The following is an 18,835-nucleotide window of genomic DNA, read 5'->3' on the forward strand; positions in this document are numbered from 1 at the left end:
TGGTTTGTATTGCTATAACGGAGTAAACTCATACAAATCTAACCCCGCACCCTCTCCGCCTTCGCATCATACATCGCCACAAGCGACGCCTTCGCCTTCACCCTCACCCCGGCAATCTCGACCTCATAACGTGACGCCAGCACCTCCGCCTCGCTCTCGCCCTCACACGGCACATAGCCCAGCCCCACGGCGCCGCCGAGGTGGTGGCCATAATTGCCTGATGTGATGGTGGAGACGATTTGGCCGTCGCGGACGAGCGCTTCGTTGTGAAAGAGCAGCGGCTCGGGATCTTCGAGCAGGAATTGCATGAGGCGGCGCGACAGGCCCTTGTCCTGTTTTACCAGCACCGCGTCGCGGCCGATGAAATCGGGCTTGGTGGTCTTCACCGCAAAGCCGAGGCCGGCTTCCAGCACATGGTCCTCATCGGTGATGTCATGGCCGAAGTGGCGATAGGCTTTCTCGATGCGGCAGGAATCGAGCGTATGCAGGCCGCAGAGTTTGAGGCCGTGTGCCGCGCCTTCGGCCTCGATCGTCTCGAACACATGCGCGGCCTGATCCGCCGAGACATAAAGCTCCCAGCCGAGTTCGCCGACATAGGTGACGCGATGCGCGCGGGCGAGCCCCATGCCGATCTCGATTTCGCGCGCCGTGCCAAACGGATGGCCCGCATTGGAGAAATCGTCGGGGCTGACGGCTGCGAGCAGATCGCGCGATTTCGGCCCCATGACGCAGAGCACCGCCTCGCCCGCCGTGACATCGGTGATGACGACGAAGTCCTCGCGGAGATGCTTGCGCAGCCAGGCGAGATCGCGCTGCAGCGTCGCCCCGGGCACGACCAGCAGGAAGGTGGTCTCCGAGAGACGCGTGACGGTGAGATCGCTCTCGATGCCGCCTCGCGCATTCAGCATCTGCGTATAGACGATGCGGCCCGTGGGCACATCGATCTGGTTGGCGCAAAGGCGGTTGAGGAAGGCCATCGCGTCGCGGCCCTCGACGCGGATCTTGCCGAAACTCGACATGTCGAACAGGCCGACACCGTTGCGCACCGCCAGATGTTCGCGGCGCTGATTGTCGAACCAGTTCTGCCGGCCCCAGCTGTAGCGGTATTCGCGCTCCTGCCCCGGTTCCGCAAACCAGTTGGCCCGCTCATTGCCGGCCACTTCACCAAACACCGCGCCCCGCGCTTTGAGATGTTCATGCAGCGGCGAGCGGCGCACGCCGCGGGCGGTGTCCATCTGGCGATAGGGATAGTGATCGGCATAGAGCAGGCCGAGCGTTTCCGACACGCGTTCGCGCAAGTAAGCGCGGTTGCGCTGGAACGGCTGGGCGCGGCGGATATCGACCTCCCAGAGATCGAACGGCGGCTCGCCATCGACAATCCATTGCGCCAGCGCCATGCCGGCGCCGCCGGAGGAGACGATGCCGATGGAATTATAGCCCGCCGCCACCCAATAGCCTTTTATTTCGGGCGCCTCGCCGAGATAATAGCGATCGTCGGGGGTAAAGCTTTCAGGGCCATTGAAGAAGGTGTGGATGCCCGCCGTCTCCAGCATCGGCATGCGATTGACGGCCATTTCCAGGATCGGCTGGAAATGGTCGAAATCCTCCGGCAGCTGGTCGAAGCAGAAATCGGCGCGGATCGCCTCGCCCTTGGGCGGCCAGGGTTTGGCCTTGAGCTCAAAGGCGCCCACCAGCATCTTGCCGGCGTCCTCTTTGTAATAGGTGCATTCGTCCGGCACGCGCAGCACCGGCAATTGCTTGAGCCCCGCAATCGGTTCGGTGACGATGTAGAAATGCTCGCAGGCATGCAGCGGCACTGATACGCCGGACTTTTGGGCGAAATCACGGCCCCACATGCCCGCCGCATTGACGACATTCTCGGTCTCGATCGTATAGACCTCGCCGTCCTGCTCGCAGGTGACGCCGGTCACGCGGCCGTTTTTGGTGGTGACGCCGGTGACGATGACGCCCTCGATCACGTGGGCGCCATTCTGCCGCGCGCCCTTGGCGAGCGCCATGGCGATATTGGCGGGATCGCATTGGCCATCGAGCGGCAGATGCACGGCGGCCTTGACGTCGGCGGTATTGAGATGCGGATACATCTCCTTGACTTCCTCAGGCGAAATCTCGCGCACATCGACATTGAAGGCGCGCGCCAGCGAGGCCTGGCGATAGATCTCCTGCTTGCGCGCCTCGGTCAGCGCCACGGTCATCGAGCCGTTCTGTTTCATGCCGGTGCCGATGCCGGTCTCGGCTTCAAGACGTGTGTAGAGATCGGCGGAATATTTGGCGAGCCGGGTCATGTTCTGGCTGGCGCGCAACTGGCCGATCAGGCCGGCCGCATGCCAGGTGGTGCCGCAAGTGAGCTGCTTGCGTTCGAGCAGCACGACATCGGTCCAGCCGAGCTTGGCGAGGTGATAGGCGACCGAGCAACCTGACACGCCACCGCCGATGATGACGGCGCGGGCCTTGGACGGAATGGGCTTTTTCATGGATTTACCCCTGGCATGAAGAGGACAATTTTGCCGGAATGGCGTTTTGTCTGAAATTCAGCCTGCGCCTCGGCAATGTCACGGAGCGGATAAGTCATTGATACAAGCGGCCGAACACGTCCGGAATTGATCATGGCGACGAGGTTCGCAAACACATCTCTCGGCTGATAGGTGCAGCCATGCAGCGTGATGTCGTTGAGATAGAGGATTCTGAGATCCGCCTCGACGATGGGTCCGGCAATGGCGCCGGCCACCGCATAGTCTCCACCCGGCCTGAGGGCGCGGATCCGCGCCGGCCATTGCGGCCCACCGACGATGTCGATGACCCGGTCGAATGTCCTCGCCTCTGGCTCCGCGCCTCGATCGAGGATATCGCAAGCGCCCGCCGCCTGCACGGCGTCAGCCTTGTCCAAGCTGCATTGGCCCGTGACGCGCGCGCCGCGAATCTTAGCAAGCTGCACGGCGGCAAGCCCGACGCCACCCGACGCGCCCGTCACCAGAACCCGGTCGCCCTCGCTTACGCCCGCCCGCGCCAACAGATTCTCCGCCGTCCCGAATGCGCAGGGCATGGCGGCGATTTCAATGTCGGAAAGCGGTGACGCCGAGACATCATGGAGATGGCGCGCCGGCACGACACAATATTCGGCGAAAGCGCCGTCGATGTCCGAACCGAGCGCCCGATAGGCGGTGGGCGCTTCCTCGCTGGGCTCCGGCATGTTGGTTGGGCAGATGACGCGCTGGCCAGGGTTCCAGCCAATCACACCGTCGCCCAAGGCAACGACCCGGCCACAGAATTCTGCCCCCTGAATGCGCGGAAACGATATCGCGCCCGACCAGCCGCCATCCTCGAAAGCCTCGCCTTCGGCCGTCGCGCCGCGCGACTGCGGAGCATACCATCCGAGGCGTGTGGCGATATCGGTGTTGTTGACGCCTGCGGCCGCAATTCGCACCAAGACTTCGCCGGGGCCAGGCGACGGAACCACGATATCATCGCCATATCGGAGCCTGTCAGGCCCGCCATGCCCAAGCAGTTCCACGCCCGTCATTCTAGCCGGCTGGCTCATGCGCGCAGCCTTTCATTCATGGGATCATACAGCGGCGTGTCGCCATGGACTGTGGCCTTCAGGCGTTCGCCGAACACTTCGACGTCCAACTCCTGACCGGGGACGGCGAGATCCGATCTCACCATGCCAATGGCGATGGATTTGCCGATACGGTAACCCCAATTGCCCGAGGTCGTCTCGCCCACCACCTGATCGTCATGCCAGAGCGTCGACATATAGGGCGCGTCATAATCGCCGGCCTCGATGGTCATGAGCACGAAGCGCTTGGTCACCCCCTGCTGCTTCTCGCGCGCCAAGGCCGCCTTGCCCTTGAAATCGGGCTTGGCCCAATCGACGAAGCGTTCCAGCCCGCCCTGCAGCACGGTGTAATCCGTCGACAGATCGCCCTTCCAGGCGCGGTAGCCTTTTTCCAACCGCAGACTGTCGAGCGCTTCCATGCCGAAGGGCTTCAGCCCATGCTTTTGCCCCGCCGCCCAGACGGCGTCGAAGACGTCTGCCGTATCCTCGATCTTGGTGTGGATCTCCCAGCCGAGTTCGCCGGCAAAGGAGACGCGCACCAGCTGCAGCCAGCGCCCGGCGATCTGGCAGGATTGATGGCTGAGCCAGGATTTCGTGAGATCCGCATCCGATACTTCGGCCAGAATGGCCCGCGAATTCGGCCCGCTCAAAATCTGGCAGGAAAATTGGTCGGAAACGTCGGTGAGCGTAAAGGCTGCATCCTCGGGCTTGTGCGTCAAGAGCCATTCCCAATCATGCCACTGCGCAGTCGCCGCCGTGATCAGGAAGAAGAAGTCTTCTGCAATGGCCATCACCGACATTTCCGTGACGATGCGGCCCTTGTCGTCGGCGAAATAGGCAAGGCCGATGCGGCCGGGCTTGGGGATCTTGCCGGTGGTGAGGCCAGCCAACCATTCCGTTGCCCCCGGCCCCTGCAGCCGGTAGCGTGAGAAACCGGGAAGGTCGAGAATGCCGGCCGCATCGCGCACCGCCAGGCACTCCTCCTCGATGCGCGGGCTCCACGGTCCCTTGCGCGCCCAGGTCTGGGTCGCCTCCTCGGACGTGTCGTCGCCCGGCTTGGCGTACCACATCGCTCGCTCCCAGCCATTATAGGGCTTGAACACGGCGCCGAGGGCGGCGATCCGGTCATGGATGACTGACTGCCGCCGGTCGCGGCCCGCCGGCCAGTAATGTTTCGGGAAGTGGATGGCGTATTCGTGGCCATAGACCTCCATGCCCTTGTCGACGCAATAGGCCGGGTCGGTATAGCTCGTATAGCGGCGCGGATCGCAGGACCACATGTCCCACTCCGTCTCGCCTTGTGTGACCCATTCCGCCAGCACCTTGCCCGCGCCCCCCGCCTGGCAGATGCCGAAGGTGAAGACGCAGGCCTCAAACGCATTGGGCACGCCGGGCATCGGCCCGATCAGCGGATTGCCGTCAGGCGCATAAGGGATCGGCCCATTGATCACCTTGGAGAGCCCGGCGGTGCCCAGGATCGGCACGCGGGCGACGGCGTCGTTGATATGCCATTCCAGCCGGTCGAGATCGTCGGGGAACAGTTGGAAGGAGAAATCCTTGGGCATCGGGTCATCATCGGTCACCCAATGCGCCCGGCAATTGCCCTCATAGGGGCCGAGATTGAAGCCGTATTTCTCCTGCCTGAGATAATAGGAGGAATCGACGTCGCGCAGCAGCGGTAACTTGTGGCCGGCCTCTTTCGACCAGGCTTCCAGTTCGGGGATCGTGTCGAACAGCATATATTGATGGCTCATCACCATCATCGGCACATCGCGGCCAAACAGTTTGCCGACTTCGCGCGCATAATAGCCGGCGGCGTTGACGACATAGTCGCAGCGCACCTCGCCCTTGGCTGTCGCCAGCACCCATTCGCCATTCTCGCGACGCGCAGAATCCACCGGGCAGAAGCGGATGATCTTGGCGCCCATGTCGCGCGCGCCCTTGGCCAGCGCCTGGGTCAGCTGCGCCGGATCGATATCGCCGTCATACGGGTCATACAGCGCGCCTTCGAGCTCATGCGTCTCGGCGAAGGGATAGCGGGCCTTGATCTCCGCAGGCGAGAGAATGTCGAGATCCATGCCCTGATAGCGGCCCATGCCGACCACGCGCTTGAATTCCAACAGCCGTTCTTTGCTATGGCCCAGCCGCACCGAACCGGTCACATGGTAATTCATGGGATAATCGACTTCGGCGCCGAGTTTGCGGTAAAGCTCCGCCGAATAGCGCTGCATGTTCATCAGCGACCAGGACGAGGAGAAGGTCGGCACATTGCCCGCCGCATGCCAGGTGGAGCCGGCGGTCAGCTCGTTCTTTTCGAGCAAAAGGCAATCGGTCCAGCCCGCTTTGGCGAGATGATAGAGGCAGGACGCGCCCACCGCGCCGCCGCCGATGATGACCACACGCGCTGTCGCTGGCAGTTCCGACATGATCCGCTCCCCATTTCCGAGGCAAAGCCTCGTGAAATTTCCTATTCATTTTTTCATGTGAACAGAAAGCTAGCGCGAATTCTTCAGAATGCAAGCATGAAAATCTTGCATGAAATTTTCATGAGAGTTAGGTTTGAAGCATCGAAAGAGGTTCCATGCCCCCACGTCCGCTGCTCTCCCAGGAAAACGCGCTTCAACCCGCCGGCGGCGCCGAAATCGACGAAAGCGTGATCGGCGGCCAGATCCGCGAATTGCGCAAGGCCAGGGGCCGGACGCTGCAGCAGATTGCCGATGCGGCCGGGATTTCGGTGGGCTATCTCAGCCAGATCGAGCGCAACCAGTCGCAATTGCCGATCGGCGTGTTGCGCAAGATCTGCGACGCGCTGGATGTGCATATGAACTGGTTCTTCCAGCCCGCCGATGATGCGCCGGCCGAAGAGCGCGACATCGTCGTCCGCGCGGAAAACCGCCGCCGCCTGACCTTCACCGGCCTCGGCATCCAGGAAGAACTGCTCTCGCCCAATCTCGGCGGCCCCCTGGAGCTTCTCTATTCCACCATCGAACCCGGCGCCGACAGCGGCGACTACAGCCATAACGGCGCCGAAGCCGGCGTGGTGATCTCAGGCGTGCTCGACCTCTGGGTCGGCGACCGCTTCTTCCAACTCAAAGCCGGCGACAGCTTCGCCTTCGACAGCACCGAGACGCATCGCTGCGCCAATTCCGGGAGAGAGCCGGTCAAGGCGGTGTGGGTGATCACGCCGCCGCATTATTGATGGGTTTAGAGATTGGAGCGAAGCAGGACGCCTTCGGGAACATAGGTTCCGTTGACGGCGCTGCCGCTCATGTCGGTCCGGGCCAAGCCCGGCTCACGGATGAGCTTGGCGATGTCTTTCACCAAGGGACGATCATCCGGCACAAATTCGACATTGCCGACATCGATCCCGGGCATTTCGCCTTCGTGGGCGTGGATGGTGTTGGCGACCATCTTGTAGAATTCCAGCTTGTCTTTCACCGCTTTCGACGGAACCAGCCAGAGCCGCCAGCGACTGCCTTCGGAAAAATTCACCCACATGGCGAAGCGCGGCGAGGCTGGAGTGTCGTCCAGCCTGCGCACGAGCGCCTGTCCGCTCGTCACCAAAAGGTTCTGATCCATGCCAGCACACCATCCTGAGGGTCATCGACTGCGGAGAGAAGATACTCGGCACTCTCCGCAGTCCAAACCTGATACCGAGACTGCTCGTCCCATTCCGCCATTATAGCCCAATTCGCGGCAAAAATGGAGCTATCTTCTTTCCTGCGAACAAGCTCCTGCTGCAGGCCAGCCTGTTTGACGAGGTCAGGCAGATTGTGTGTGTACGTCGCCAGAACAAAGCGCTTGTCCGGAATGTCGTGCTGACGAAATTGCTTTGCGATGCAGGCTTTCAGGGCGAACTCCACCGCATATCCGGCGAGATAATAGGCGCTGGAAAAACGCCTCCGCTCCAAAAGCAGCCGAGCATCCTCCACTCGCACCAGCGCCAATGTTTCGAAATCCGCCTTCAGCATCGGGGTCGCCACCTATCACTGCCGTGATACTGGCGCAAAACATCCACGCAGGATAGAAATAATCTTCAAAGCAACCGCTTCAACTGCAGAAAACACCCCGCCGCCAGAAAGCCGATTCCCGCCATGACTCCGAGCGCCAGCGTCGGGCCGGACCAATGCATCAACAGCGAAAAGACATAGGGCGCAGCCGCCGAGGCGCCGAGCCGCCAGCCGGACATGCGGCCGGTGATTTCGCCGTAACCGTCGGAGCCGAACAGCCAGAGCGGCAGCGCGCCGGCGGCGATGGAGTTGATGCCGGAGCCGATGCCGAGGCAGATGGCGAACAGGCCGGCGCCGATCAAGCCGCCGCCCGAGACCAGCAGCACCACAACCGCGCTCGCCATGAACAAGCCAGATAAAAGCGACAATGTCAGCGGGCTGAGCCGGGCGCCGAACACCATGTTGATCAGTCGGCTCAAGACCTGCGAGGGGCCGAACAGCACGCCGATCGACACAGCCGCCGCCCCCAGCCCGAGCGCCGTCAACAGCGGCACCATATGCACCAGCATGGCCGACAGCGTGAAGCCTTGCAGCGTGAAGGCGGCAGCAGCCAGACGATAGCCCATCACCCGTTGCTGATCCTTGAGCACGCCGATCACTTTGGCCGGACCCGCGCGAGCCTCGCCGCGCGCGGCTTCGGCGCGCCTGCGCAGGACCACGAACAGATGCGCCGGCGCGCAGAGGCCGAGATTCAGCGCGGCGAACAACAGATAGACCTCGCGCCAGTCGAGGTTTCCGTGCAACCAGGTGGTGAAAGGCCAGAACAGCGAGGACGCGAAACCCGCCATCAGCGTCAGATAGGTGATGCTGCGGCCGGCGACGCGCGGCGCGATCTCGACCAGCGCCGCAAACGCCGCCTGATAGAGCACGAGGCCTGCGGCCACTTCCGAGGCCACGACGCCGACCCCGAACACAACAGGATTGGGAGCGAGCGCAGTCAACGCCAGCAACATTGCCGAGACCAAGGAGCCCCAGGCCATCATCCGGCTCGCGCCGAAACGGTCGAGCAGCTTGCCAATCCAGGCCGAGGCGAAGCCGCCGGCCATCAGCGCGGCGGAGAACAGGCCGAAGACGACATCGTCCGACCAGCCGAATTCGCGGCCCATATCGGGCGCGAGAATGGAAAAGCTGTAATAGAGCGTGCCGTAGCCGACGATCTGCGTCAGGCCGAGAATGGCGATGATCACTTTCGGCAGGCCCTCGGCCTGAACATTCAGGCCGGCGGCCGCTACGCTCATAGAGATTTCAGCGTCACCCGCTCCTCCAGCTTTTCCGCCGCTTCTTTCCGCTCGCTGTAACGATCGGTCAGATAGGGGGATATATCACGGGTGAGGAGCGTAAATTTCATCAATTCTTCGCATACGTCGACCACGCGTTCGTAATAGGACGACGGCTTCATGCGTCCGTTCTGGTCGAACTCGGTCCAGGCCTTGGCGACGGAGGACTGGTTGGGAATGGTGATCATCCGCATCCAGCGCCCGAGAATGCGCATCTGGTTGACGGCGTTGAAGCTCTGCGAGCCGCCCGACACCTGCATGACCGCAAGCGTCTTGCCCTGCGTCGGCCTGACTGCGCCCACCGACAGCGGAACCCAGTCGATCTGCGCTTTCATGATGCCGGTCATCGCGCCATGCCGTTCCGGGCTCACCCAGACCTGGCCTTCCGACCATTGCGACAATTCCCGCAATTCCTGCACCTTGGGATGCGTCACCGGCGCGCCGTCGGGCAAGGGCAGCCCTTCGGGATTGAAGAAGCGCACTTCGGCTCCGAAATGGGTCAGCAGCCGCCCCGCCTCTTCGGCAAGCAGGCGGCTATAGGAGACCTGCCGCAGCGACCCGTAGAGGATCAGGATGCGCGGCTTATGCGTCGAAAACGGCCTGCGCAACGCATCGAGATCGGGCAGACGGAGATGCTCAAACGCTGCGGCAGGCAGATCAAGCGCTTCTGGCTGGGACTGCAGATCAGACAAGGCGCTTCCCCTGCTCATCCAGGATCAATTCGCCGTCTTCCTTGGCGAAGGGGCCGGTGAAGGTGTCGGGCAGGATGTCCAAGGCCTTCTCGGACGGACGGCAGAGGCGCGTACCCAGGGGCGTGACGACGAAGGGCCGGTTGATCAGAATGGGATGCGCCAGCATCGCATCGAGCAACTGATCGTCGGTGAGCGCGGGATTGTCGAGACCGAGCTCCGCATAGGGCGTGCCCTTCTCACGGATCGCTTCGCGCACGGTCAGGCCCGCATCGCTGATCATCGTCACGAGTTCGTCGCGGGATGGCGGCGTCTTCAGATATTCGATCACGGTGGGGGCGATGCCCGCATGCTCGATCAGCGCCAGCGTGTTGCGCGAGGTGCCGCAGGCAGGGTTGTGATAGATGGTGGCAGTGAAGCTCACACTGTTTCTCCCATGGGTTTTTCGGGATGATCGGGGCGCTCGGCGAACAGCCAGCGGCAGAGCGCCAGCGCCAAAAGTGCGCCGATCAATTCGGCAAGGATGAAGCCCGGCAGGTCGATTGGACGGATGCCGGAAAATGTGTCGGTCAGCGAGCGGGCGATCGCCACCGCCGGATTGGCGAAGGAGGTGGACGCGGTGAACCAGTAGGCCGCCGTGATATAGAGCCCGACCAGCGTCGGAATCTGTTCGGGCCTGTGACGCAAGCCGCCGAGAATGGTGACCACCAACCCCGCCGTCGCCACCACTTCAGCGAACCACTGCGCGCCGCCGGTCCGAACTGTCGCGGAGGCGGCCAGGAGCGGAAGATCGAACATCAGATGCGCGACCATGGTCCCGGCGACGCCGCCGAGGATCTGCGCGCCGACGTAAAAGCCGGCGTCGCGGGCGCCGATCTCGCGCCGAAGCAGGAAGATCAGCGTGACGGCCGGATTGAAATGCGCCCCCGAAATCGGCCCCAGCAGCGTGATCAGAACGAAGAGGATCGCCCCTGTCGGGATCGTATTGCCGAGCAGCGACACAGCGACGTCATCACTCAGGCGGTCAGCCATGATGCCTGAGCCGACCACGGTGGCGACGAGCAACGCCGTCCCGAGCGTTTCGGCGACGAGGCGCCGAGAAAGATCGGTCATGGGTCACCCCGCCTCGGACAGCGAGCGGCCGATCTCGCGGACGCGGCCCTCTGTCGTGAGCCGATCGAGGCTGGCGAGCGGCAGGCTGACAAAGGCGTTGACGCGGTTGCCGAGCATGCGATGCGCGTCCGCGAATGCCAGGCGTTTTTCGCTTTCGCTGCCTTCCGCCGCGGCCGGATCGGGAACGCCCCAATGCGCGGTGATGGGATGGCCCGGCCAGATCGGGCAGGATTCGGCGGCGGCGCTGTCGCAGACGGTGAACACAAAATCCATTTGCGGCGCGCCGTCAGCGGAGAATTCCACCCAGCTCTTCGAGCGGGCGTCGCTGATATCATAGTTCAGGCTGCGCAGCAGATCGAGCGTATAGGGATGCACCTCGCCCTTTGGCTGAGAGCCCGCCGAATATGCGCGAAACCGCCCCTTCCCGGCGCGGTTGAGCAGCGCCTCGGCGATGATCGAACGGGCGGAATTGCCTGTGCAGAGAAAGAGAACATTGTAGATCTTGTCCGTCATGACGATACCCCCATTGTCGTTGCGGATGGAATGCAGCAGGCCGAGGCGTCCAGCGCCGGCGCGCAGATTTCGGGATGGCCGGCGCAGCAGTCGCGCATCAGAAACTGCACGAGCGCGCCGAGTGCCGTATAATTGGCCGTATAGATGATCGAGCGCGAAGCGCGCTCCGAGACGATCAACCCGGCGCGATCGAGTTCCTTGAGATGGAAGGACACGTTGGAGGCGGAGACGCCGGCGCGCTCGGCGATGTCGCCCGCCGCCAGCCCGTCCTTGCCGGCCACGACCAGCATGCGCACGATGCCGAGCCGTGTTTCCTGCGCAAGCGCGGCAAAGGCTGAAAGCGCGTCCTTGTCTTCCATGATTCAATATTCCTATGATTCTTGAAATATTGAATAATGAAAGAACCCGCCGATGGCAAGCGCCGGCGGGCTTGAACGTCAGATTTTGCGGGTGATCAATTCCGCCACGGCCGACCAGACATGATAGAGCGAGCTGCCCGGCGCAGATTTGGCTATCATTTGACCGTCGAGATCGTAGCAGTCGCGCCAGAAGCCGCGCGGCCCGCCAGTCATATAAGCGTCAAGGAGATCGGCGGCGGCGGCATCTGCGAGCGCGCTGTGCTCATTGTCGGGATTGGCGAGACCGAGCATCAGATGCGCCTTGACCCGTTCCGCCTGAGCCCAGAGGCGGCGGCTCGTCTTGAGCGGCTGTCCGTCCAGGCCGACCTCGTCGATCAGGAAACCGCTTTTCGGGTCTTGCCCCAACCCAAGCGCCGTATTGAGAAGGCGCGCGGCGAGGTCCGAATGGTCGTCACCGGAAAGTTCGTCGTAACGTCGGATCAGCCAGACCCATTCGGCCATATGCCCCGGCTCCAGTCGATCCGAGCCAAGTTCGGACGAAAGATCCCAGAATGGGCCGAAAAACTCTCGCAGGCCGCCGAGGCGCTCGTCGAAAAACCGCGTCTTGAACAGGCCGAAGAGTTCGCCGGCGCGGGCCGCATGGCGCGGGTCGCAGCCGGTGTCCCACAGCGCGATCATCGCTTCGAAATAATGCATATGCGGGTTCTGCCGGCGCGGCATCGTCCCCAGATGATCTTCCGCCCAGCCGCCGGCCGGGGCTTTGAACGTGACATCCATGGCCGCCAGCGTCTCGGCGATCGCCTCGTCATAGACAGGCTTGCCGGTGGCCTCCGCGAGCCAGGTCTGCGCCAGGAGCACGCAGGCGTGATCGTAGAGATCGCGGACGGGATCGGCGATCGTACCATCCGTGAGGTTTATCGAACGGGCAAAGCCTGGTTTACCATCCGCCACCCAGGCCATCCGCCGGAGATGGTCATAGGCGCGCTCCGCCTTTTCGAGCCCTCCCTCGGGGCCGACGCCGAGCGACGCCGCATGGGCGTAGACATAGATCTGCCTTGCGGCGGTGCGAATGCGCACGACGCCGCTTCTGTCCTGCGCGCCGTCAAGATCGAGGCCTTCGACGAACTGGCCAGCCTGTTCGTCAAACGCGGCGCCGAGCCAATCCGGCAGAATTTGGTCGACGAAATACTGGCGAAGACGAGCGAGAGACATGGGCAATCCTTCGTTGTTCGGCAGCGGCAATTTAACTGGACTTTCTTGTCGTCACAATGAACGGATGCGGACATGGTGAATGCTGCGACGCAAAATATTCGAACCGTTGTCGGAGCCAGACGGGAACCGGCCTTCGTCCCGGGAGTTTCGAACAGCGGACCCTCCCGCACGGAATCTCGCCTCATGACGCTCCCCACCGCCACCTACCGCCTGCAATTTCGTAACGGCATGACCTTCGATCGCGCCATCGATCTCGTTCCCCATCTCAACCGGCTCGGCGTCAGCCATCTCTATTGTTCGCCGATCTTCACGGCCGCAGCCGGCTCCACTCATGGCTATGACATCGCCAATCCAAATGAAATCGATCCGCACCTCGGCGGCAGCGACGGCTTCGACCGGCTGGCCAACGCGCTGAGCGCCGCCAATATCGGTCTCATCCTCGACATCGTGCCCAATCATCTCGCCGCCTCGCTCGACAATGGCTGGTGGCGGAGCGTGGTGGAATGGGGGGAGGACAGCCTCTATGCCGGTCATTTCGACATCGACTGGAGCCAGAAGCTTACTTTGCCCTTCCTGTCGACCCCGATCGAGGAAGCCGCGACCACAGACGAGGCGCGTCTCGCCTTCGATCCGGAAAGCGGTGCCCTCGCTTTCTCCTTCTATGGCAGCGCCTACCCGCTTCATCCGCGCAGCTATGCGAACGCGCTGAAGGGCATCGCCGCGCCCGGTCTCGCCGAGATCCTCGCGCTGGCCTCCGCCGCCCGACCCGACAGCGAGGCGGAGTTCCACGAGGCAATGCGGCAGCTGCTGGCCAAGGCCACCGATCTGAACGCCGCGCTGCACGCCTCCATCTCGCCGGAACGACTGGTGGACATCATTGAGCAGCAGCCATGGACGCCCATACAGTGGCAGAAGGCTGCAAGCGGACTCAGCTATCGTCGCTTTTTTGAGATCACAGGCCTCGTCGGCCTGCGCGTGGAAGACGATCAGGTGTTTGAGGACAGTCATTCTCTGATCCTCGACCTCGTCGACAAGGGCGTGATCGACGGCTTGCGCGTCGACCATATCGACGGTCTGGCCGATCCCGAAGCCTATCTCGTCAAGCTACGGCAGCGGATCGGTCCGAACACTTATCTTGTGGTCGAAAAAATCCTCGAACACGAGGAGCAGTTGCCGAGCCACTGGCCGGTGCAGGGCACGACCGGCTACGAGGTCATCGCCACGACGGCATTGGCGCTGGCCCCCGATGATCTCGCGCCGCTCGACCGCGCCTATGCCGCCCTGACCAAACAGGATTACGATCCTCAGACAGAATTCGAAAAAGCGCGGCAACTGATGATCGACGTCAATTTCGAAGGCGAGGTCAAGGCGCTCGAACGAATGGCGCTCGATCTCGCCGCCTGCGAGGAAGACTGTTCGACGCCAGATCCCGACGGCATCAGCCGGGGGGTGCGCGGGCTGCTCGCAGCCTTTCCGGTCTATCGCACCTATGGCTCCCCATCGGGGCTCCGCGCTCAGGACGCAGACGTCCTGCTTCGAATTTTTGAACAACTCTATCGCAAGGCCGATCGCGACGACGCGCTCACACTGAGTTGCCTGCAGGCCATTCTGCGCGGCGATATGCGGTCGGAAAATCTTGACGACGCCATCCGCTTCCGCACCCGCATGCAGCATCTCACCGGCCCGCTGCTCGCCAAGGCGCTGGAGGACACGTTCTTCTACAGATATCATCGTCTTCTGGCGCTAAACGAAGTCGGCTGCGATCCCTTCATCCAGGGCGGCTCCGTCGAGCATTTTCACGCGCGGATGAAGGAGCGCGCGCTTCGCCAGCCGAACGGGCTGTCGGCGAGTTCGACACATGACACCAAACGCGGCGAAGACGCCCGCGCCCGGCTGTTTGCCATTGCTGAAGCGCCCGGCGTCTGGGCGGAGGCCGTGACGCGCTGGCGACGGATGAACGCCGCACGGGTCGCAGAGCTTCCGGATGGTCCGGCGCCCGAGCCGGAAGTCGAATGGATGATCTATCAGGGTCTCGCTGGCGCATGGCGGCTCGGCGAGGATGGCGTGAGCGAAACGAGCCTCAACGCCTTTCGCGACCGTTTTCTCGCCTATGTGGAAAAATCCGTGCGCGAGGCAAAGCTGCGCGGCAAATGGTCCGACGCCGGCAATGCTTATGAAAAAGCCGTCCTTGCCTATGCCGGGGGATTGCTTTCGTCAGACGCCGCAGCCTTCCGCGCCGATTTCGAGACGACGCTTCAGCCTTTCGCCCGCGCCGGCTGGGTCAACAGCCTGACCCAGACCTTGATCAAGCTGACCGCGCCGGGCATTCCCGATATCTATCAGGGGTCGGAGGGACTGGATGTCTCGCTGGTCGATCCCGACAACCGCCGTACGGTCGATTACGCCGCGCTCGAACGGCTCGAAGCCAGCCGGGCCTCAGGCTGGCCGCTAACGGCGAACGACATGGCGGCGCAGAAATTCCGGCTGATCGCCGACATGCTGTCGCTCCGCAAACGGCTTCCGGCCTTGTTTTCCGAAGGCCACTATGTGCCGCTGACGATCGAGGGGCCGGCAAGCGCGCATGCGCTGGCTTACGCCCGCGCGCATCAGGCGACGGCCTTGCTGGTGGTCGCGCCGCGCCTGCCGCTGACCTTCATGGAGGAAGCCGATCCCCGCACGTTCTTCGCCGGCGCCAATCTCGTCCTTCCTGCGGATCTCGCCGGCAAGACGTTTCACGCCATGACGCCGGACGCATCAATCGCCAGCGACGGCGACCGCCTTGCTTTGGGCGAGGTCTTTGCGACGGCGCCTTATGCGGTGTTTCTGGCGGAGCCTTGAGATCGTTGTTTCTGAACCTGCGCGAGAAACGACGAAACGTCGTCGTCTTGCGCAAAACGCAACCGGCCGCGGCATCCGTTGCCGCGGCGTCTGCGGAGTGAACGAGGCGAAGCCTCAGGCGACCGGCGCGTCCTTGGGCTTGCGCGTCGCGGGCTTTTTGGCGGGCTGAGCCTCGGATGTCTTTGTCGACGCCGTCTTTGCAGCCGCCGCCTTTTTGGCGGCGGGCTTTTCCGCGCCGTCAGTCTTTTTCACCGCGCGCGGCTTGGCGGGTTTGGCCGGGACGGCGTCCTCCGCTTCGATATCCGCGATCGCCTGCGCCCAATGCGCCTCATGCTGCCCTTCGGGCTGACCGGCGTCTTCCCAGATCTGGTGAGCGCGCTTACGGATGCGGTCCTCTTTCGTGTCTTCCATGCTGTGAACTCCCCATCGTCGGGCTATGAAATGGAAATGTCGCCCTGCGGCGTCGGGCCCGACCCGCCGCGGCCGGCTAACGAATCAAGCCTGAAGTTGTTCCACGCGCGACCGATGCGCTCCAGGTGGAATCGAGCATAAGCCAGCAGCTGCGGCATGGAAACACCGGCGCTGCGAAAACGATGACCTTGGACAGGAACTTTGCGGCATTGACAGCGTTGACCGCCGCATTTACGCCATGAGCTCGATTGGTCTAGACCGGACAGGCATGACGACTCCCCAAATCCTCGCCCTCGGCGTCATCGGGCTCATGATGGCCGTCTTCATCTGGGATCGCATCCGTTACGATGTGGTGGCCTGCGGCGCTTTGGCGCTGAGCGTGATCGTCGGGATCGTGCCCGCCGAAAAAGCCTTTTCAGGCTTCAGCGACGACATCGTCATCATTGTCGGTTCGGCGCTGGTGGTTAGTTACGGCGTTGCCCGCTCGGGGATTGTCGATCTCACCATCAAGCGCTTCTTTCCCAATCTGCAGACCGTTCATGCGCAGCTTGCCCTGCTGATCCTGTCGGTCGCCATTCTCTCCGCGTTCATCAAGAATATCGGCGCGCTCGCCATCATGATGCCGGCCGCCTTCCAGTTCGCCCGCAAGAGCGGCAAGTCGCCCTCGCTCTATCTGATGCCGATGAGCTTCGGCGCGCTTCTGGGCGGCCTGATGACGCAGATCGGCACGTCGCCCAATATCGTTGTGTCGCGCCTGCGCCACGAATTGACAGGCGAGAGCTTCACCATGTTCGACTTTACCCCCGTCGGCGCGACGCTGGCGGTGGTGGGCTCGGCCTTCCTGATCGTCTTTCACTGGATCCTGCCGGAGCGCCGCAACGAAAATCCGTCGATCGAGGAATCGCTCGACAGCAAGATCTATTCGACCGAAGCGACAGTCACCGACGATTCCCCGATCAAGGGCAAGGCGCTGAGCGACCTCCTGCAACATGGCGACCGGGAAATCGTCGCCACCGCCGTGATCCGCGGCCACACCCGCATGACGCCGTTTCCGGATCTGGTGATGAACACCGGCGACACGATCATCCTTGAAGGCAGCCCCAACAATCTCGACCGCGCCGTCTCAAGCGCCAAGCTGAAGCTTTCGGGCTCGCGGGCGCTGGTCAAGGATCGCGCCGATCTGATTTCCGTGGAGGCGGTGGTCACGCGGGAATCCTCGCTCGTCGGCCTGTCGGCGCGGCAATTGTCGCTGTCCAATCGCCGCAACGTCAATCTGCTGGCCGTCAGCCGCCAGGGCCATCGGCTGTCGGAACGGCTCGCCGAACTCGTTTTGCAGGAAGGCGATGTGATCGTGCTGCAGGGCAGCCGCTCGACACTGCCGAGCGTTCTGCAGGATTTCGCCTGTCTGCCGCTCGCCCAGCGCGACATCATGTTGGGCGCGACCCGCCGCGCTTATCTTCCCGTCATCATTCTGGCCGCCGCCATGGGCGCGACGGCGATCGGCGTCGCCTCGGTGCCGGTCGCCTTCTTCTGTTCGGCGCTCGCGATGGTGATCTTCGGCGTCATCCCGCTGGCGGATGTCTATAAGGCCTTTGACGGACCGATCCTGATCATGCTGGCGGCGCTCATCCCGGTGGCCGATACGCTGCGCACCTCGGGCGCCAGCGAGATCCTCGCCCACAATCTCGGCATACTCGCCCACACCATGCCTTCCTGGGGGGCGCTGACGCTGATCCTGGTGACGGCCATGGCGGTGACGCCGTTCCTCAACAACGCCGCGACCGTTCTGGTCATGGCGCCGATCGCCGCCTCTTTCGCAACAACCTTGAGCTACAAACCGGAAGCCTTCCTGATGGCGGTGGCGATCGGCGCTGGCTGCGATTTCCTCACGCCCATTGGGCACCAGTGCAACACGCTGGTCATGGGCCCGGGCGGCTACCGGTTCAGCGATTATCCGAGGCTGGGCCTGCCTTTATCATTCATCGTCGTCATCGTCAGCGTGCCGATGTTGCTTTGGGTCTGGCCGGTCAGCTGATCACGTCGAGATCGACGACGATAGGCAGGTGATCGGACGCCTTGCGGGCAAGCGGCGTGTCGATCACCCGCGCATCGATCAGCCTCAAGCGATCATTGTGAAAGACATGGTCGAGACGCAGCAGCGGCCATCGCGCCGGAAATGTCGCGCGCCAACGACCGGATTGACGCGGCGCCGCGACCCTCAGCCGTTCATCGATCAGCCGGAACGATCGAGAACGGGGAACCGCGTTGAAATCGCCCAGCAGCAGCAACGGCGCGCGCCGGCAACGTTCATGACCGATCCAGCCGGGACCGAGCAGCGTCTCGGCCTGCAATGTCCGCTCCGCCGGCGACAATCCGAAATGCGTGTTGAAGACCTGGATCTTTTGTCCGCACGCCTCGATCTCGATCCACAGCGCGCCGCGGGGTTCGCCGCGCGACGGCAGCGCAGCGGCGCGGTGAAGCTTGGACGGCAATGCGGTGAGGATGGCGTCGCCATATCGCTCCTCCTCCACATGCAAGGCCGGATGGAAATGCGCCTGCATCTTGAGGTGGACGGCGATGGCGTCGGCCTGGTCGACGCCGCCCGAGCGTTTTCGTCCGACATCCAGTTCCTGTAGTGCGATAATCTCGGCGCCGCTTTCGGCAATCACCTCGGCGATGCGCGCGGGATCGTGGCGGCGATCGGAACCGCGGCAGCTATGCACATTGTAGGTAAGCGCGCGCAAAACGCGCCGAGCGGGAGGATCCTGCGGCGTGGTCATGGCGGGGGAACCCATTGCGGCCGGATTCGTTCCCTCCCGACAGTTCAGGAGACCGGCGG

General features: G+C 63.0%; 17 protein-coding genes. 3 read left to right on the forward strand and 14 right to left on the reverse strand.

The genetic code is table 11. The features are described from left to right. Nucleotides 1–38: 38 nt before the first annotated feature. From M2360_RS15785 to M2360_RS15795, 3 genes are read right to left on the reverse strand one after another with little or no spacing between them, the layout of a single operon-like run. On the reverse strand, nt 39–2,492 hold the full coding sequence (locus M2360_RS15785; RefSeq protein WP_280776222.1) for an FAD-dependent oxidoreductase: 2,454 nt from the start codon (nt 2,490–2,492) through the stop codon (nt 39–41). Continuing rightward, complete coding sequence (locus tag M2360_RS15790) at nt 2,489–3,556, reverse strand: alcohol dehydrogenase family protein (RefSeq protein ID WP_280776223.1); 1,068 nt, start codon at nt 3,554–3,556, stop codon at nt 2,489–2,491. Before M2360_RS15790 ends, M2360_RS15785 begins: the two co-directional genes overlap by 4 nt. Beyond that, complete coding sequence (locus tag M2360_RS15795) at nt 3,553–6,000, reverse strand: FAD-dependent oxidoreductase (protein ID WP_280776224.1); 2,448 nt, start codon at nt 5,998–6,000, stop codon at nt 3,553–3,555. The genes M2360_RS15790 and M2360_RS15795 overlap by 4 nt, the downstream gene beginning before the upstream one ends. A 155-nt stretch (nt 6,001–6,155) precedes the next feature. On the opposite strand from M2360_RS15795, the gene M2360_RS15800 reads away from it, so the two are divergent. After that, the gene (locus M2360_RS15800) at nt 6,156–6,773 is read left to right on the forward strand and encodes an XRE family transcriptional regulator (RefSeq protein WP_280776225.1); all 618 of its coding nucleotides are present in this window, start codon (nt 6,156–6,158) and stop codon (nt 6,771–6,773) included. Nucleotides 6,774–6,778: 5 nt separating this feature from the next. Here M2360_RS15800 and M2360_RS15805 read toward each other — a convergent pair whose 3' ends face one another. The 9 genes from M2360_RS15805 to M2360_RS15845 form a co-directional block, all read right to left on the reverse strand. Beyond that, nucleotides 6,779–7,153: a hypothetical protein gene (locus tag M2360_RS15805; protein WP_280776226.1), complete on the reverse strand. Its 375-nt coding sequence runs from the start codon at nt 7,151–7,153 to the stop codon at nt 6,779–6,781. Continuing rightward, complete coding sequence (locus M2360_RS15810) at nt 7,132–7,545, reverse strand: HEPN domain-containing protein (RefSeq protein WP_280776227.1); 414 nt, start codon at nt 7,543–7,545, stop codon at nt 7,132–7,134. The genes M2360_RS15805 and M2360_RS15810 overlap by 22 nt, the downstream gene beginning before the upstream one ends. Before the next feature lie 65 nt (nt 7,546–7,610). Further along, the gene (gene arsK / locus M2360_RS15815) at nt 7,611–8,822 is read right to left on the reverse strand and encodes an arsenite efflux MFS transporter ArsK (RefSeq protein WP_280776228.1); all 1,212 of its coding nucleotides are present in this window, start codon (nt 8,820–8,822) and stop codon (nt 7,611–7,613) included. Then, nucleotides 8,819–9,571 (reverse strand): arsenical resistance protein ArsH, encoded by a 753-nt coding sequence (arsH, locus tag M2360_RS15820; protein ID WP_280776229.1) that lies wholly within the window; start codon nt 9,569–9,571, stop codon nt 8,819–8,821. The genes arsK and arsH overlap by 4 nt, the downstream gene beginning before the upstream one ends. After that, on the reverse strand, nt 9,546–9,974 hold the full coding sequence (arsC, locus tag M2360_RS15825; protein WP_280776230.1) for an arsenate reductase (glutaredoxin): 429 nt from the start codon (nt 9,972–9,974) through the stop codon (nt 9,546–9,548). Before arsC ends, arsH begins: the two co-directional genes overlap by 26 nt. Further along, the gene (locus M2360_RS15830) at nt 9,971–10,663 is read right to left on the reverse strand and encodes an MIP/aquaporin family protein (RefSeq protein ID WP_280776231.1); all 693 of its coding nucleotides are present in this window, start codon (nt 10,661–10,663) and stop codon (nt 9,971–9,973) included. Before M2360_RS15830 ends, arsC begins: the two co-directional genes overlap by 4 nt. Nucleotides 10,664–10,666: 3 nt before the next feature. Beyond that, the gene (locus M2360_RS15835) at nt 10,667–11,176 is read right to left on the reverse strand and encodes an arsenate reductase ArsC (RefSeq protein ID WP_280776232.1); all 510 of its coding nucleotides are present in this window, start codon (nt 11,174–11,176) and stop codon (nt 10,667–10,669) included. Further along, a complete protein-coding gene (locus tag M2360_RS15840) occupies nt 11,173–11,535 on the reverse strand; it encodes a metalloregulator ArsR/SmtB family transcription factor (RefSeq protein WP_280776233.1) in 363 nt (120 codons plus the stop codon). Before M2360_RS15840 ends, M2360_RS15835 begins: the two co-directional genes overlap by 4 nt. Nucleotides 11,536–11,613: 78 nt before the next feature. Then, nucleotides 11,614–12,747, reverse strand: coding sequence for an AGE family epimerase/isomerase (locus M2360_RS15845; protein ID WP_280776234.1), 1,134 nt, complete (start codon nt 12,745–12,747; stop codon nt 11,614–11,616). Nucleotides 12,748–12,930: 183 nt separating this feature from the next. On the opposite strand from M2360_RS15845, the gene treY reads away from it, so the two are divergent. Next, on the forward strand, nt 12,931–15,585 hold the full coding sequence (gene treY, locus M2360_RS15850; protein WP_280776235.1) for a malto-oligosyltrehalose synthase: 2,655 nt from the start codon (nt 12,931–12,933) through the stop codon (nt 15,583–15,585). Between the two features lie 114 nt (nt 15,586–15,699). On the opposite strand, the gene M2360_RS15855 is transcribed toward treY, so the two are convergent. Continuing rightward, complete coding sequence (locus tag M2360_RS15855; RefSeq protein ID WP_280776236.1) at nt 15,700–15,996, reverse strand: DUF2934 domain-containing protein; 297 nt, start codon at nt 15,994–15,996, stop codon at nt 15,700–15,702. Between the two features lie 268 nt (nt 15,997–16,264). On the opposite strand from M2360_RS15855, the gene M2360_RS15860 reads away from it, so the two are divergent. Beyond that, nucleotides 16,265–18,031, forward strand: a complete 1,767-nt coding sequence (locus M2360_RS15860; protein WP_280776237.1) for an SLC13 family permease — start codon at nt 16,265–16,267, stop codon at nt 18,029–18,031. Here the strand turns inward: M2360_RS15860 and M2360_RS15865 are convergent. Further along, nucleotides 18,024–18,776, reverse strand: coding sequence for an endonuclease/exonuclease/phosphatase family protein (locus tag M2360_RS15865; RefSeq protein ID WP_280776238.1), 753 nt, complete (start codon nt 18,774–18,776; stop codon nt 18,024–18,026). The two genes, M2360_RS15860 and M2360_RS15865, sit on opposite strands and share 8 nt — an antisense overlap. Nucleotides 18,777–18,835: the final 59 nt, after the last annotated feature.

Origin of the sequence: Rhizobium sp. SG_E_25_P2 (genome assembly GCF_029892285.1) — a bacterium.
Classification (GTDB): Bacteria; Pseudomonadota; Alphaproteobacteria; order Rhizobiales; family Rhizobiaceae; genus Rhizobium_E.

What these genes read in the sequence shown, in the direction of transcription:
- M2360_RS15805 (WP_280776226.1), bottom strand. Translation starts at nt 7,153, where the DNA reads ATGGATCAGAACCTTTTGGTGACGAGCGGACAGGCGCTCGTGCGCAGG.
- M2360_RS15855 (WP_280776236.1), bottom strand. Translation starts at nt 15,996, where the DNA reads ATGGAAGACACGAAAGAGGACCGCATCCGTAAGCGCGCTCACCAGATC.
- arsH (WP_280776229.1), bottom strand. Translation starts at nt 9,571, where the DNA reads ATGAGCAGGGGAAGCGCCTTGTCTGATCTGCAGTCCCAGCCAGAAGCG.
- M2360_RS15830 (WP_280776231.1), bottom strand. Translation starts at nt 10,663, where the DNA reads ATGACCGATCTTTCTCGGCGCCTCGTCGCCGAAACGCTCGGGACGGCG.
- M2360_RS15790 (WP_280776223.1), bottom strand. Translation starts at nt 3,556, where the DNA reads ATGAGCCAGCCGGCTAGAATGACGGGCGTGGAACTGCTTGGGCATGGC.
- treY (WP_280776235.1), top strand. Translation starts at nt 12,931, where the DNA reads ATGACGCTCCCCACCGCCACCTACCGCCTGCAATTTCGTAACGGCATG.
- M2360_RS15845 (WP_280776234.1), bottom strand. Translation starts at nt 12,747, where the DNA reads ATGTCTCTCGCTCGTCTTCGCCAGTATTTCGTCGACCAAATTCTGCCG.
- M2360_RS15800 (WP_280776225.1), top strand. Translation starts at nt 6,156, where the DNA reads ATGCCCCCACGTCCGCTGCTCTCCCAGGAAAACGCGCTTCAACCCGCC.
- M2360_RS15810 (WP_280776227.1), bottom strand. Translation starts at nt 7,545, where the DNA reads ATGCTGAAGGCGGATTTCGAAACATTGGCGCTGGTGCGAGTGGAGGAT.
- arsK (WP_280776228.1), bottom strand. Translation starts at nt 8,822, where the DNA reads ATGAGCGTAGCGGCCGCCGGCCTGAATGTTCAGGCCGAGGGCCTGCCG.
- M2360_RS15840 (WP_280776233.1), bottom strand. Translation starts at nt 11,535, where the DNA reads ATGGAAGACAAGGACGCGCTTTCAGCCTTTGCCGCGCTTGCGCAGGAA.
- M2360_RS15865 (WP_280776238.1), bottom strand. Translation starts at nt 18,776, where the DNA reads ATGACCACGCCGCAGGATCCTCCCGCTCGGCGCGTTTTGCGCGCGCTT.
- M2360_RS15795 (WP_280776224.1), bottom strand. Translation starts at nt 6,000, where the DNA reads ATGTCGGAACTGCCAGCGACAGCGCGTGTGGTCATCATCGGCGGCGGC.
- M2360_RS15860 (WP_280776237.1), top strand. Translation starts at nt 16,265, where the DNA reads ATGACGACTCCCCAAATCCTCGCCCTCGGCGTCATCGGGCTCATGATG.
- M2360_RS15835 (WP_280776232.1), bottom strand. Translation starts at nt 11,176, where the DNA reads ATGACGGACAAGATCTACAATGTTCTCTTTCTCTGCACAGGCAATTCC.
- M2360_RS15785 (WP_280776222.1), bottom strand. Translation starts at nt 2,492, where the DNA reads ATGAAAAAGCCCATTCCGTCCAAGGCCCGCGCCGTCATCATCGGCGGT.